The sequence below is a fragment of the Pelobium manganitolerans genome (assembly GCF_003609575.1).
In the GTDB taxonomy this organism is placed as follows: Bacteria; Bacteroidota; Bacteroidia; order Sphingobacteriales; family Sphingobacteriaceae; genus Pseudopedobacter; species Pseudopedobacter manganitolerans.
This window is the reverse complement of sequence record NZ_MBTA01000026.1, coordinates 296442-311206: the sequence shown is the minus strand read 5'-3', so window position 1 is coordinate 311206 and position 14765 is coordinate 296442. Positions and strand designations below refer to the sequence as shown.

General features: G+C 40.3%; 16 protein-coding genes. 6 read left to right on the top strand and 10 right to left on the bottom strand.

The annotated features are described in order from the left end of the window. Positions 1 to 145: 145 nt before the first annotated feature. The 9 genes from BCY91_RS13320 to BCY91_RS13285 form a co-directional block, all read right to left on the bottom strand. Positions 146 to 952, bottom strand: coding sequence for a PRTRC system ThiF family protein (locus BCY91_RS13320; protein ID WP_113264898.1), 807 nt, complete (start codon positions 950 to 952; stop codon positions 146 to 148). Beyond that, the gene (locus BCY91_RS13315; RefSeq protein WP_120181048.1) at positions 952 to 1671 is read right to left on the bottom strand and encodes a PRTRC system protein B; all 720 of its coding nucleotides are present in this window, start codon (positions 1669 to 1671) and stop codon (positions 952 to 954) included. The genes BCY91_RS13320 and BCY91_RS13315 overlap by 1 nt, the downstream gene beginning before the upstream one ends. Beyond that, positions 1668 to 1901: a hypothetical protein gene (locus BCY91_RS17895; protein WP_245989011.1), complete on the bottom strand. Its 234-nt coding sequence runs from the start codon at positions 1899 to 1901 to the stop codon at positions 1668 to 1670. Before BCY91_RS17895 ends, BCY91_RS13315 begins: the two co-directional genes overlap by 4 nt. A gap of 5 nt (positions 1902 to 1906) precedes the next feature. Then, positions 1907 to 2830 (bottom strand): hypothetical protein, encoded by a 924-nt coding sequence (locus BCY91_RS13310; protein ID WP_245989010.1) that lies wholly within the window; start codon positions 2828 to 2830, stop codon positions 1907 to 1909. A gap of 17 nt (positions 2831 to 2847) precedes the next feature. Further along, complete coding sequence (locus tag BCY91_RS13305; RefSeq protein ID WP_037438461.1) at positions 2848 to 3066, bottom strand: PRTRC system protein C; 219 nt, start codon at positions 3064 to 3066, stop codon at positions 2848 to 2850. 27 nt (positions 3067 to 3093) lie between these two features. Next, on the bottom strand, positions 3094 to 3693 hold the full coding sequence (locus BCY91_RS13300; RefSeq protein ID WP_078704255.1) for a PRTRC system protein E: 600 nt from the start codon (positions 3691 to 3693) through the stop codon (positions 3094 to 3096). 52 nt (positions 3694 to 3745) lie between these two features. Beyond that, on the bottom strand, positions 3746 to 4819 hold the full coding sequence (locus tag BCY91_RS13295; RefSeq protein ID WP_113264894.1) for a DUF932 domain-containing protein: 1074 nt from the start codon (positions 4817 to 4819) through the stop codon (positions 3746 to 3748). A 44-nt stretch (positions 4820 to 4863) separates the two neighbouring features. Continuing rightward, positions 4864 to 5241 (bottom strand): single-stranded DNA-binding protein, encoded by a 378-nt coding sequence (locus BCY91_RS13290; RefSeq protein ID WP_113264893.1) that lies wholly within the window; start codon positions 5239 to 5241, stop codon positions 4864 to 4866. A 665-nt stretch (positions 5242 to 5906) separates the two neighbouring features. Then, positions 5907 to 7172, bottom strand: a complete 1266-nt coding sequence (locus BCY91_RS13285; protein ID WP_078704261.1) for a site-specific integrase — start codon at positions 7170 to 7172, stop codon at positions 5907 to 5909. A gap of 327 nt (positions 7173 to 7499) precedes the next feature. Here BCY91_RS13285 and BCY91_RS13280 point away from each other — a divergent pair, with 327 nt between their 5' ends. The 4 genes from BCY91_RS13280 to BCY91_RS13265 all read left to right on the top strand — a co-directional run bounded on the left by BCY91_RS13280 (position 7500) and on the right by BCY91_RS13265 (position 11909). Next, positions 7500 to 10115 carry an FtsK/SpoIIIE family DNA translocase gene (locus BCY91_RS13280; protein WP_120182529.1) on the top strand — a complete coding sequence of 872 codons (2616 nt, stop codon included), beginning with the start codon at positions 7500 to 7502 and terminating at the stop codon, positions 10113 to 10115. A 17-nt stretch (positions 10116 to 10132) separates the two neighbouring features. Next, positions 10133 to 10783, top strand: a complete 651-nt coding sequence (locus tag BCY91_RS13275) for a LolA family protein (RefSeq protein WP_120182528.1) — start codon at positions 10133 to 10135, stop codon at positions 10781 to 10783. 4 nt (positions 10784 to 10787) lie between these two features. Beyond that, positions 10788 to 11063 carry a hypothetical protein gene (locus BCY91_RS13270; RefSeq protein ID WP_120182527.1) on the top strand — a complete coding sequence of 92 codons (276 nt, stop codon included), beginning with the start codon at positions 10788 to 10790 and terminating at the stop codon, positions 11061 to 11063. An 81-nt stretch (positions 11064 to 11144) separates the two neighbouring features. After that, entirely contained in the window at positions 11145 to 11909 is a 765-nt protein-coding gene (locus BCY91_RS13265) for an MBL fold metallo-hydrolase (RefSeq protein ID WP_120182526.1), read from the top strand. A 472-nt stretch (positions 11910 to 12381) separates the two neighbouring features. Here the strand turns inward: BCY91_RS13265 and BCY91_RS13260 are convergent, their stop codons facing one another. Beyond that, positions 12382 to 13563, bottom strand: coding sequence for an asparagine synthetase B (locus tag BCY91_RS13260; RefSeq protein WP_120182551.1), 1182 nt, complete (start codon positions 13561 to 13563; stop codon positions 12382 to 12384). A 158-nt stretch (positions 13564 to 13721) separates the two neighbouring features. Between BCY91_RS13260 and BCY91_RS13255 the strand changes: the two genes are divergently transcribed. Beyond that, positions 13722 to 14183: a peptidylprolyl isomerase gene (locus tag BCY91_RS13255; protein ID WP_120182525.1), complete on the top strand. Its 462-nt coding sequence runs from the start codon at positions 13722 to 13724 to the stop codon at positions 14181 to 14183. A gap of 9 nt (positions 14184 to 14192) precedes the next feature. After that, a complete protein-coding gene (locus BCY91_RS13250; RefSeq protein ID WP_120182524.1) occupies positions 14193 to 14741 on the top strand; it encodes a DUF5606 family protein in 549 nt (182 codons plus the stop codon). Positions 14742 to 14765: the final 24 nt, after the last annotated feature.

Sequence of the window (14765 nt, the reverse complement as noted above, 5' to 3'; positions counted from 1 at the left end):
AAACTCGCAACCTGTTTGGTAAAATGTAAGGAAAGGGAATTGTGTAGTGGTGCATTTTGACAAGGGGGTTGCACCTATTCTAAATGCAAAAATGCGTTTCCGACCAAAGTGAGGAATTGCATTTTTGCCCGCCCGATTTTTCGGGTCAGGCGACTTTTATCGGGTGGGTACGGAAATCTTTCAGATTATGAAAAAATCCCTTGTATTCGGTCATTCCTCTGCGGAATAAGTTCCACAATAAGGAACAACCCATTTGTGTCAATGAGGAATTGATAAACAAGTCCTGGTATTCCAATGCTTCGGCAAGGGAGCAACTTGGCGTGTTGTCTTCTTGTTCGGATTGCTTCAGCAATTCGCCAAATTCATCGGTAACAAATGGCAGGCTTGCCACCGTTTGGTATTTCTCGGAATTGGGTTGCTTTATCTCTCCGATAGTAGATAGTAGCACTTGTCCTGTATGCTGGCTGTTGCCAAAGTCTAACCAATATTTCGGCTCATCTTGATAGTGTCTGCGGTAACTTAGTTCTTTCAGAATTTCAGCAACGCCAAACCTCGCCTGTACATTATCCACACAAGTAATGGTAATGATTGCCCTTGCTTTTTCGGGCATTCTCCCAAACTTGTCCTTTTCAAATTTTATCGTTTCGGCTTTCCAATTTGTACCCGCCCAACGGTTGCAACGATTGATCAAGGCAACGGATTTGTATAATCCTGTTTCACTTTCTGCAAAACGCTGTCTGCCTAAATTAGCACTCGTGATAACATCATCATCCCAAAGGCGGACTTGCAACCCTGCGTGTCCTAATGCTATCAAACTTTCGTTTATTTCCATTAAAGCGGTCAATACTTTTGAGCCTGTGCCACCTGCTCCGATAAGGTTTACCGAAATCGGGTTTGTCGGATTGAGCAGATAATTGTCCGTAAAATGGATTGCTGTTTTTGCTGTATTCATCACAATAGATTTTTAAGGGTTTTGTTATTCTTTTTTAATACTTCTTTAGGAAAGGGTTTGTCTGTGTTGATAAGGTCTTTCCAAAGGTTTACAATGTTTTTTTTCGTCAAGTTTTCGCATAATGAATGGCTGAAATAGGAATTGAAAAAATAATGTTCCCAAGCCTGTATAAATTCCTCAACCGAAGCCGAATTTTTAATGTCAATACTAACAGTACCCATACATACGTTGCCTTTTTCGTAGATATTGAAAAATGGGACGTAATGCAATGGCGTTTTCTCGGTAGGTCTTCTGTCGCTTGCCAAAGCAAATACCGTAAGACTGCTTTTGCTCGCTAACCAAAGCATTGGCGGTACTTGTGCCTTTCCGTTGGGTATGCCCAAACTATCCACAAAATATATCTGCCTTTGCTGTGTTTTGGTGTACCATAGCACCGTACCTTTTTCGCTCGGATTAATATGCAGAATGTTGGTAGGCAAAATTCCCTTTGGCTTTAAAAAGGCTGTGTTTTTTTCTTCATCCGTCTGTAAAGCCTTTGCCAAAATGTTAGCTTCTTTTACTGTCAGTGGGTGGGCATTTATAGGCGTTCCATTGCTATCCATATCAAAATGCTCCACGTACATATCGGTATCTGTTCCTTTGGCTTCGTAGAAAACCAAAGCAGATTTTGGGTGGTACAATGTTCCGAAATGGTCTGTTATATCTGTTGTTGTGTTCATTTTTCTATCGTTTTGTATTCGTATAATAATCCACTCAAATCATTTAATAAATCAAACAAACGGTTCTCAAAATCGAGGTTGGCTGTTGGTATTTCGCTTCCGTCAAATTGCTTGGAAATAGTTGGCTCTTCCATTGCTCCGTACTCGTTAAATTCATTGTTGATTGTATCTGAAAGGCTTTCGTATAACCAGCCTTTAGTATCTGCAATAAATGAAATGTACTTTTCCATTCCGATTATTTCATTCTCGTCATTATCATAAGGTCTTTTTCGGGCAATGTTGCGTTTCTGAAAATATTTTCGCTTGGATATTCAGTATAAAGGGCAAACGCATTGCGAGCAATTTTCCAACATTCGCTATCGAACGTATCAACACTTTTAAATCGGTTCAAACGCTTTTCAAATACCTTTAGATTGATGAGGTTGAATAACTTCTGTTCCACCTTATCGCCAATGTATTCGGCATTTCTCAACTCACGTTTGTTGGTTTCGGTTTCTGCCGTTTCCTCGTCCTGTTCAACCCAATCGTTCATCATTTCGTAAAGCCAATACAAATAACTTTCTTCTTGTCTGTAATAGGGAATTTGGGCAATGTGGTACAGATAACTGCATACTGATAGTAAAAGCTGTGCGGTCTTTTTACGCTTCTGGTCTTTGAGTATTTGAAAGAGTGGCACAACTGGAATGTAATACAAGGTTGTACCTGTGTTGTACCGTTCCTCACTTGTAAAGTAGGTTTTCTTGCTATCCTGTATCAATTTAAAACCTTCCCAATTGATATTGGTACGTTTTACTTTGGTTTCCATATCCCACATAGACAATACTATATTGTATGGAAACTCAAAATCTTGGGTCTGCATTGGCTCAATGCTGTGATGCTCGGCAAGTTTGGAAAGGGACTTGTGAAAATCCCTCTCCGTTTTCTGACAAGCCTGTACGGATTTTGCTGTTTTCAGTTTTGGCAGAAACGTACACTTTAAAATACCATTGGTAGCATTGCTATCGGTACGGACTTCTGCTTGTCTTTCTGCACTTGGTTTGCATCCTTTGGTCTTTGCATCCAATTGGCAAACTCGCCCAACTGTCGGTGCAATTGCCGTTGTCGTTTCTGTTCGGGTATGCTGATAGTTCCCGATATGATGTTGCGTTGCATAATTCATCGTTTTAAAATTTTGGTTTAACCTTTCGTACCCATTACGCTCTCAAATTTGTACTCGACTGCATCATCTTTTATTTGTGGTGCTGATACTTTTGCGGTTGTCAAAATCGGGTACATATTGGCGTAAAAATTCATTACGGCTTCCACGCTCCAACGTGGTTCGGGGTCGGTCAGTCTGATGTCCTGTCCTTTATCTTTGAGTATGAAAACTCGCTCTAATTGCGTTGCTAATAACATAACTTTCTGATTTTGGGGTTAACACTTTTATTCTTCTTCGTCCGCTTCATCAATAGGATAATCGGCAGTAACTGCTTCCTCTGGCGATTCATGTGGTGCTTCTTCCATTGTTCCGAAAAGGCTCGGTGTGGCAAACTTGTCGGATAATGATGTTTTGCGTTTGCGTATCTCGTCCGCTTTTTCGGGAAACTCCGTTATATCGGGTACTTTCATCCACGCTTCACGGAACTTACCCTCTTTCTCCAACTCGTCAGCCTTTACTATAGCATCTTTAAATTTCTTGTCTTTGGCTTCTTTTTCCTTTTTCTCCTTTTCGGCTTTTTCTTTCTCGATTGCCGATTGTTTTTTAACTTCTTCCAATTGCTTTAAGAATTTTTCCATATCCACCATTAAGCCTGATATTTTTTGTATAGGTTTGGTAATCTGTTCAAAAAATCCCTCGTCAAACTCTTGGGGCGTGGCGTTAAATGTCAATGGGGGAATACCGTTTTTGGCACTATCTCCGCATTGTTCGTTGTTAAGCAATACTGTTACGATTAGGTTGCTTTCTATTCCTTTTGAAATGTTCAGTTGTAATACTCCTGTAAAGTCCAACTGCTGTATCTGGTTGAAAAAATTTGTATTCATTGTTATGAAATTTTGTAGGCTACCACCGATTAAGGCGGTAGCCTGTTGTTATTTAATTAAGGTTTAGGATTTCTGCACCATCTAAAGCAAAACCATTACACAAGTCAAATGCTTTCTGTGATTTGAGTTGAGCAGTACCACCCAATACAATGCTTTGTAATTTGGCTTCGTCATTCTTGTAATTTCTCACGTTCTGATAGTAGCCTGTAACAGCGTTATACGCTCCGAACAAAGTGCCTTTTGTTGTGTCCATTTGCTGTGTATCGCTTATCATTGCGTATGCAAATGCGTCCTCAACGGTATTTTTGAACACGGTGGAAATTTCATCCATAGCACCCTTTTTTAGCAAATCAAAGGTTTCCTTATTCGGGCAAAGTGCCAATTGGATTAGCTTTTTAACCTCTTGGTCTGTTACCTTCACTTTTGCCCACTCATTGAAAATTCCCTCTAATTGGTTGCTCAATGTGTTGGCAAGTCCCATAATCTTGTGGGCATTTTCTATACGTTGTTTTGCTCCCGAAGTATGTTTGATACGAACCACATTGGTCATACTGCGTAACGAAGCGTTTAAGGTGTTTTGGCAAACTATACGGATAGGAGTAAATGCGGCTGTGATACTTCCGCTACCATCGTGCGAAGTGGTTAGGAAGATGTACTTTTCCGTAACATCATCGCCATTACCGACACGGATGTAGTCAGGCAATTTGGCTGTGATGAAAATACGTTCTCCGTTTCCTAATGCTCCTGCGGTTTCATAGAGAATACCCTCGCCACCACCTACAATTGCATCAAAGAAATTAAAGGCTTCACGATTTTGTACTATGTGGTAATCCTTTCCGACTACTCCCAATACTGCATTGTTATCGGTGCGTATGTTAGCAAAATAGTTAGGTACTTCCAATTCACTACTGCCTATCTCAATACCGTTAGCCGTTTCGATAATGCCCGAACCTTTTGTAAATAGTGGGGATTTTACGACTTCGTAATCTAACCCTGCGTGCTTGATAGCTTCTTCGCTTGTCGGGTACTGTTCTACGATTTGCCCCAAACCGTGCCACGCTTTTTGCTGAACGCTAAAAAATGAATAACGTCCTGTTCTCTCGTTGAAATTGATATTATGTGCCATAATGCTTAAAATTTTGATGTTAAAAAATGATTGAATACTCGTTGTTAAAATGGTAGGTCGTCTTCTGTCTTATTATTGTTTGTGCCTGTGGTGGCTTGTACCGTTTCCGTTTTTTTGCCACCGCCGTGCAGTTTGATTTGTGAGGTATGGAAATTCAGTCCTGCTCTTGGCTCTCCGTCATTGCCTGTCCACGCTCTTGTACTTACTCTTCCCGATAGTTCTACCAAAGTGCCTTTTGTAAGTAGCTTGGCTACATTTGGGGTTATCCAATAGGAGCAATCAAAATAGGTTGTTTGCTCTACACGCTCACCTTGTTTGTTACGGTAGCTGTCGTTGGTCGCTACTGAAAAATTTACTACTTGTTTGTCCTGTGACGTTGTGCGTACTTCCGCATCTCTTGTCAGTCTTCCTGTAATGTTCATGATTTCTACTTTTTTGCGTTATTAATTTTGTTCTGATTTTTCCCTTGATTTATTCGGCAATGAGAGGAGGTGCTGAAGTTTCGTTTCACTCTTTTGCCATTTCCAATGCTGTATTTTTTCATTTCTGACATTTTTTTTATTCGTCTAAAGAGCCGGAGTATGCTTTGTTTCGTTTCACGAGCATAAAAAGGTTAGTGTTTAGCAGGAACAAGGTTTTGTCAAAAAAATACGACCCGAATGGGTGGAGATTTTTTTTGCAAACCAGGAAGGCACGACCTTGTTTCTGCGTTAAGAACACGGAAATACCTTTGCTCTTGAAATGGAACAAAAAAGCATATCGGTTCTTGAATAAAAAATCATGTGGAAGCACTTGAAAAAGGCATTGAGGAAATGGCCTTATGATTACAAAACCTGCAATTACATTTAGCAGAATTTATTTTAGTATCTCAAAGTATTGTGGCTTTGGAGGCCACGTAAACGGTACTGAAAATATTTGTTGAGGGATAAGATTGGATAGTTTTTCAGTATGGTTTATTAAGTCATCCTGCCAAAGCTCTTTTATTGCATGGGATGGGTGCTGGAGGAATAAATGTGCTTTTGAGGATTAAGTATGGGCATAAAAAAAGCAGGACATAATCCTGCTTCGCTCTGTGTGTATATAAATTCTAAATGATAACCTCTTTCTCCATTTCAGAAAATGCGGCTTCCATTCCTGCAAATTTATGCGATACCAAATCCATATCCTTGCTAATTTTCTGACTGGTAATCTTGGCATAGATTTGAGTGGTAGAAATGTTTTTATGTCCCATCATTTTGCTAAGGCTTTCAAGGGGTACACCCTCTGTTAAAAACATTGTTCCAAATGTGTGCCTTGCGGTGTGAAAGGTTACTTTTTGTTCTGTAACAATCTCTAATTCTTGAACAAGTTTGTCTATATGGCTATTACAAATTTTATTAGTTGGAACAGGAAAAATAAAATCATTTCGGGTAGTACCTTTATATTTTTCAATAATACGTTTGGGTATTTCCATAAGCCTAACATTAGAGGCAACATCAGATTTTTGTCTTCGGCTTATAATCCAATCGTGACCATCAAAAAAGGATTGTATGTTAGTACTTTTAAGTTGTTTAATATCTATATAAGATAGTCCTGTAAAACAGCTGAATACAAAAAGATCCTTTACAATTTCATAATTTTGTTTTGAAGGATTGTGTAATAACAGGGACTCAACGTTTTCCTTGAGTAAATAGCTACGGTCATTTTCCTTCATCGCTATTTCATAATCTTCAAAAGGATTTTTCCTGATAAGACCGTTTTTGACAGCTATTTCCGCAACACGATAGAGTGGCATAGTATATACCCAAACAGTATTGTGTGTGCACTTTTTGTCTATTCTAAGGAAGAAATCAAACTCTCTGATAAAATCACACGTCAATTCCCTGAACGCCATGTCATCACGATGATACCTGCTTTTGATAAATTCAGTAACGTGGTTATAGACAATTTTGTATTTGTAGTAGGTACTTTCGGAGCGTTCTCCTTGTACTACCATTTTCCCAAAATCGTCATTGTTCTTCTTAAAGACTTTCAGCAAGGAATCTTCCATAATACCAACACCGAGAAATGCAAGTTTCAGCTTTTGTGCCGTTACAAAACCCTCGTGTTTCAGCATATCTTCATAAAGGGTATCAATACGTGCCCGTATATTATCCAATTTTTGGTTAATACCTAGTGCTTTTGCACTCTTGCCTTCAACTCTTCCATACTTTAAATCCCAATTATTTGGGTTGATTTCTAACTTTGTTCCTAAAGTCTTAGGTGTTCCATCAATAGTAATACGTGCCATAATCGGGGCATTACCGTTCTTTTTCGGCTCGTTCTTTTTCAGGTAGAAAAGTAATTTGAACGTAGATTTTTTTGTCTGCTCCATAACTCAAATGTTTAATGTTTAAAATTAAATTGTATTGAGTTACAAGGGAATATGAAAAATAGGGCAAAACACTGAAATATAATCTGTTACACCTTTAATTACCTTTGCTAATCGGTAACGAATTAGTAACCTATCTTTGTATTTTTAAGACCAAAACCTATCAGACACCGAGTTCCAAACTAAGACTACTGTTTTGTAAAGCATTGTATATAAACGGTTTTAACCGTTTTGCTTATTTTTGCTTTCTACTAATCTTTTTATTAAAAAAAATATTTGTTAGCATTGCCTAATCATTAAATTATATTTGTTGTTAAAATCAAATCGCGAATGCCCGTAAGAGGAAATCAGTTTAGAACAAATACTTTTAGAGATGAGCCGGGATCAGCAAAAGAGCCTTTCCGGAAGAAAACCGAAAAGCCCGGCCTTGGCAACAACTTTCCGAAGCTGAATTTTAACAACGATAGGTTTGTGAAAATCTGTGGCTTGTTTCTGTTATTGCTGGCTTTATATTTTTTAATTTCTTTTACCTCGTACCTTTTTACTTGGCAAGATGACCAAAGTTATGTGATAGATGCCAACGGAGGCTGGTCCAACTTTTTTAAAACCAGTGCCGAGTTAAAATCCAATGGTGTGCTTAATCCGGATATCCAAAACTGGGCAGGTAAGTTGGGCGCTTTGTTATCGCACCAATTTATTTACGAATGGTTTGGCATTGCCTCATTTCTGTTTGTATTTGTATTTATTGTTTTAGGATACCGATTGCTTTTTAAGGTCGAACTATTGTCGATTCCTAAGATGTTGGCATACAGTTTTTTCTTATTGGTATTTACATCTATTACTTTAGCTTTTTTCCATGGTTTTATTTCGGAGTATCCGCATTATTTAGAGGGCGAATTTGGGTTTTACTCCAATTTATTGTTAGAGGCACAAGTAGGGCGGGCTGGCGTTGGCGGCATTTTACTTTTTGCAGCTTTAGCCTGCTTGGTGATGGCTTACAATATTGATTTTAAACTTCCAGAACGAGCACCCAAACCCGTGGCTTTAAGCGAGGAAGACGAGGTGATTATCCCCAACGAGCTGGAAGACGGTGAAGATATTGACGAAGCCGAAAGTGAGCCTTTAAATGCAGATGATTTTAAATATGTAAGTAACACGCCACGCCAAAACAATTTGGTAAACGCGGCTTTGCCACAACAAGAAACGCCGTCTGCGCCTCCGATAAACAGTTTTGAGGTGAATAACACGCTAGAGGCTGACGAAGAACCGGAGGACGACGGTTTTGAGAAAGTAGAAAAACCAGCGGTTACCAACCAGCCTAAAACAGACGATAAAGCTTTAGAAATTGTAGAGCCAGAAAATATTGAGCTTAGCGTAGAAAAGTCTGAAGAGGAGATAACGTCAGAATCCTTAGTTGAACAATTTGGTACTTATGACCCTACTTTGGATTTGGCATCGTATAAAAACCCAACTTTAGAACTGTTAGAGCAATACGGAAACAACAAAATAGCCGTAGACACCACCGAGCTTGAGAACAACAAGAACAAGATTGTTGAAACGCTGAGCAACTATAACATTGACATTGATAAGATTAAAGCTACCATTGGCCCAACGGTTACTTTGTACGAGATTATCCCCGCGCCCGGCGTGCGTATTTCCAAAATTAAAAACCTGGAAGATGATATTGCGCTGAGTTTAGCCGCTTTGGGTATCCGTATTATTGCGCCAATGCCCGGAAAGGGAACTATCGGTATTGAGGTGCCAAACTCGCACCCAGAGATGGTTTCTATGCGCTCTATCATCGCTACAGAGAAATTCCAGAACACCACCATGGATTTGCCGATTGCGATGGGCAAAACCATTTCTAACGAGGTATTTATTGCCGATTTAGCCAAGATGCCTCACATGCTGGTAGCCGGTGCAACGGGGCAAGGTAAATCGGTAGGTATCAACACTATTTTGGTTTCTTTGCTCTACAAAAAACATCCATCACAACTTAAATTGGTGCTGGTTGACCCTAAAAAGGTGGAGCTTTCTTTATTTAAGAAAATTGAGCGCCACTTTTTAGCCAAACTGCCAGGCGAGGAGGATGCCATTATTACCGATACCAAAAAGGTGATTAACACTTTAAACTCGCTGTGTATAGAGATGGATCAACGTTATGATCTGTTGAAAGATGCCGGTGTGCGCAACCTGCGCGAGTACAATGATAAATTTGTGAAGCGCAAGCTTAACCCAAATAACGGTCACCGCTTTTTACCTTTTATTGTTTTGGTGATTGATGAATTTGCCGATTTGATGATGACCGCCGGTAAAGAGGTGGAAACACCAATTGCCCGTTTGGCGCAGTTGGCGCGTGCCATCGGCATCCACTTGGTGCTGGCAACGCAAAGACCGTCTGTAAACATTATTACGGGTACTATTAAAGCCAACTTCCCGGCGCGTTTAGCATTTAGGGTAACTTCTAAAATTGATTCGCGTACCATTTTAGATTCTGGCGGCGCCGATCAGCTTATCGGAAAAGGAGATATGCTTTTATCTACCGGAAGCGATTTGATTCGCCTGCAATGTGCCTTTGTAGATACGCCAGAGGTGGACCGCGTTACAGATTTTATTGGCGAACAGCGCGGCTATGCTTCTGCTTACGATTTGCCGGAATATGTGGGCGATGATGCGGATGGTGGCAGTATCAAAGATTTTGACCCTAAAGACCGTGACGCAATGTTTGAGGATGCCGCGCGTTTAATAGTGATGCATCAGCAAGGATCTACCTCGCTTATCCAAAGAAAAATGAAACTAGGCTACAACCGCGCCGGCCGTATTATGGACCAGCTGGAAGCTTGTGGCATTGTAGGGCCTTTTGAGGGCAGTAAAGCCCGTGAGGTACTTATACCGGATGAGTATTCGTTGGAACAATTCTTGACTGAGCTTGACAAGAAAGATTAAAGAATTGAGCATTAGCAATGAAGAAAAGCAGTATTAGTTTATTTGTAGCGTTTTTATTTGTATCGTTGAGTGCTGTGGCGCAATCGGACCCAGAAGCAAAAGCAATTTTGGCAGGTGTGAGCAAAAAATACCGCTCATACGATGTGGTGAAGGTAGATTTTGTATACAGCATCAAAAGTCCGCAGGCCAATATCAGCCAAAGCCAATCTGGTGTGCTTTACGCCAAATCAAAATCGAATAAATATAAAGTGATCATCGGCGGCCAAGAGCTGATATCAGACGGAAAGGTGCAATGGACTTATTTAAAACAGGATAAAGAAGTTCAGGTTAGTGAGATTGATAACAGTCCGAACAGCTTAAACCCGGCAAAGATTTTTACCATGTACGAGAAAGGTTTTAAGTATGTGTACCTGGGCGAAACTACCATTGGTGGGCGTAGATATCAGAATGTAGAATTGGCGCCTTTGCAAAACCGGTCTTTTTCTAAGGTGAAATTGCGTATAGATAAAGTAAATAAGCAACTGTCAAACATTGTGGTGTATGATAAAAACGGGAACGTTTATACCTATCAGATCAAAACTTTTACCCCAAACGTGAAAGTTAGTGATGCCTTTTTTACTTTTGATGCAAAAGCCCATCCGGGTGTGGACGTGGTAGATTTACGTTAACAAAATGAACATTACTTTCACCAACCATACCTTAGAAAAAGTGGAGCTTTTACTGAAAGAGCTAGGGTATAAGGTGCGGTACGAGAAGGGGAACTTCAAAACAGGGTCCTGCCTGATTGAGAACAGCAAATTGGTGATGGTGAACAAGTTTTCTAATTTGGAGAGCAAAATCATTTCACTTATCGAATTGCTTAAAAACATCGATGCCAATGACAGTAAACTCTCCGAAAAGCAAAAAGCCTTTTATTACGCTATTAAACAAACTAAACTGGCTATTTGACTATTTGCGTAATTCGTAAACATAGCTGGGATTGATGTTGTAGCGGTTTGGGAAAGCTTTCCCTTAAAAAGCAAAAAATAGATGAAGATTACATTTTTAGGAACCGGAACTTCACAGGGTGTACCTGTTATCGCTTGCGGATGCGAAGTATGCCAATCTGCAAACCCGAGAGACAAACGGTTGCGAAGCAGTATCCTCATCAGCTCTGATGAAAAAAATGTAATTATTGATACCGGCCCCGATTTTCGGCAGCAGATGTTGCGTTACAACGTACAGCATTTAGATGCAGTTGTTTTTACCCACGCGCACAAAGATCATGTTGCCGGTTTGGATGATATCCGTGCTTTTAATTTTAAACAGAAAGCAGCCATGGATATTTACGCTACGCCAGAAGTGGAAGAATCTTTGAAAAGGGAGTTTTATTATATCTTTTCGGAGTTTAAATATCCGGGGATTCCGCAAATAAACATTCACCACATCGGCAATAAAGATTTTGAGATAGGCGATTTGCACTTTACACCCATAGAAGTGATGCACTATAAACTGCCTGTACTGGGTTTCCGCGTAAAAGATTTTACCTATATCACCGACGCGAAAACAGTAAGCGACGCAGAGTTTGAGAAAATTAAAGGCACAAAGATTTTAGTTATCAACGCGTTGCAAAAAGAAGCGCACATCTCGCATTTTACCTTTGATGAAGCCATTGCCTTTGCTCAAAAAGTAGGCGCCTCACAAACTTATTTTACCCATATTAGCCACCGTTTAGGACGGCATGAGGATGTTTCTAAAGAATTGCCCGCAGGTATTAATTTGGCTTATGATGGTTTGGTGGTGAGTAGTGGGTAGTGGGTATTGAGTAGCGGGTATTGAGTAGTGAGTATTGAGTAGCAAGATTGCCTGATTTTGTGTGGGAAAATATGGCTTCAAGCTTTTAAACCTCATCCGGTTTCAATAGCGTCGGGCTTTAGCCCGATGATTTTAGAAGATTTCATCTGTTGGCTTTAGCCGAACTGGAACGTTTTTAGGGTGCCTTAAACCCAATACCTTAAACCCTAAGCTTCCGCCTTAAACCTTCCTCCACCTTCTAATTCTCCCGCCGTTTATCTGCCAAGCCCTCGTTTTTGTGTTCAATAGCGTCGGGCTTTAGCCCGATGATTTTAGCGAATTTCATTTATCGGCTTTAGCCGAACCGGAATGTCTTTTGGTTTCCCTTAAATCTGACACCCTTAAGCCTCAAACCTTCCGCCTTAAACCTTCCACCTCAAACCCTAAGTCTTAAACCTTCCACCTCAAACCCTCTACCTTCCACACCTTCTATCTACGTTTTCTGCTTTTTCTTTTTGGCGGCCGGAAACAAAATATTGTTCAAAATTAAGCGGTAGCCCGGTGAATTTGGGTATAAATTTAAATCGGTAGGAGGGTCGCCTACCAAATGCTGATAGTCTTCCGGATCATGGCCACCATAAAAAGTCCATTGCCCTTTGCCGTATTCGCCGTGGATGTAACGGGCCTCACCGGCAGATTTTAATTCGCCCATCACTAAAACATCAGGTTTAATCAGGCTGGACTTAAATGCGGTAGTTTGTCCCATAAAACCTTTAATCACCCGCTCATGATTTTGCGTAAGCATGGTGGGCACCACATCCCATTTGGCCGAGAAATCAAACAAAGTGAAATAATCATTTGTACGGTCCACCAAGCGCCCTTGCGTAACATCAATATCCGAAAACTCGTAATTGAGCGGATTTAAATCCAAAGTAAAGTTGTGGAACGCAAAGGCCTTTGAAAAATTGAGCTTGGATTGCGCTTGTGGATCTGCCGGGTCGCCGTCAAACATGCGCTCGCAAATATCTACGCCTTCCGCTGCTAAAGCAATATCGAAACTATCTGTTCCAGAACACATAGCGAACAAAAAGCCGCCCCCAGCGCAAAAATCCCTTATCTTTTGGGCTACGGCTAATTTCATTAAGGATACTTTGTTAAAACCCAGTTTTTTAGCCATGGTCTCTTGGTTTTTAACGTCTTCTATGTACCAGGCGGTGCTGCGGTAATTGGCCCAAAACCTACCGTACTGGCCGGTAAAGTCTTCGTGGTGCAGGTGCAGCCAATCGTACTCTGGCAGTTTTCCATGAATTACTTCCTCATCGTAAACCACATCGTAAGGAATTTCGGCATAGGTAAGCACCAAAGTCACGGCATCATCCCACGGAAGTTTGCTTTTAGGCGAGTAAACCGCAATTTTAGGCGCTTTCTCTAACTTCACAATATCCATGTTTACCTCGGCTCGGCTAATCTGCGTCAAAATTGCATTCACTTTAGCATCAGCCATCACATCGTAACTGATACCGCGCACTTTTAGTTCCGATTCTATTTTTTGGTTATACGCAATTAAAAAACTTCCTCCTCTGTAATTCAAGAGCCAATCTACCGTTAAACCATTCTTTAACGTGTAGTAGGCCAAGCCGTAGGCTTTTAAATGATTTTTTTGATCTTCGTCCATGGGGACAAGGATGGATGAGGCTAGCGCACGGAAACTAAGGCAGGCAATCAGCAAAAAAAGGTAAAAGGACTTCATCGATTAAAATTACGTAACAAACACCAAAACGTTTAGCTGGGCAGAAAATTTTATTAATTTTGCCAGCTAATTAAACACAAATTATGAGCAAAGCAATAATTAGGACAGCGAAAGGCGACATGACGGTTGAATTTTACGATAATGACGCTCCGAAAACCGTTGAAAATTTCAAGAAATTAGCTAAAGAAGGTTTTTATAACGGATTGTCTTTTCACCGTGTAATTCCGGATTTCGTGATCCAAGGCGGTTGCCCTTTTTCTAAAGATGAATCTACTGCTTACAAAGCAGGCTCTGGCGGTCCCGGTTATCAAATTGATTGCGAGCTAACCGGTGAAAACCAATATCACGACCGTGGCGTTTTATCTATGGCACATGCAGGCAGAAATACCGGCGGTTCTCAGTTTTTTATTTGCCACAGCCGTGCAAATACCGCTCATTTAGACAGAAACCATACTTGCTTTGGTAAAGTGGTTGAAAACGTTGATGTTGTGGATGCAATAAAGCAGGGCGACAAAATTATTAGTGTAGATATTATTGAAGCTTAATAAAAAAATATGAATTTAACAGGCGTTGTTTCGGTTTCCGGTAAACCGGGATTACATAAATTGGTAGGTCAAAACAAATCTGGATACATTCTGGAAAGTTTAGACGAAAAGAAAACTAAATCTATCGTGAATATTTCTACTGCTAGATTGGCTTCTTTGGCAGATATTACGGTGTACGGCGATGATGAAGATTTGAAGTTGAAGGATATTTTAGCCAAAATGAAAGCGCAAGGAAATGTGCCAGAAGCAAAAGCGGACGCAAAAGATTTACGTGCTTTCTTTTATGAGGTTGCGCCTAGTCACGATGAGGAAAAAGTTTACGGCTCTGATATTAAAAAGATTGTAGGCTGGTACCACATTTTAAAAGATTTACCATTATTTAACGAAGAAGAGCCTAAGGCAGAAGAAGAGGCTGGCGAAGAAAAAAGTGCTGAAACCAAAAAAGAAGCGCCAAAAGCAGCTAAAAGCCCTGCTAAAACAGCAAAACCAAAGAATGATAAAGCAGCCAGTACTAAATCTGCCGCGGTTAAAAAAACAGGCGGAAGCAAAACACCGTAAACTGTTTTTATCTATCAACAGAAA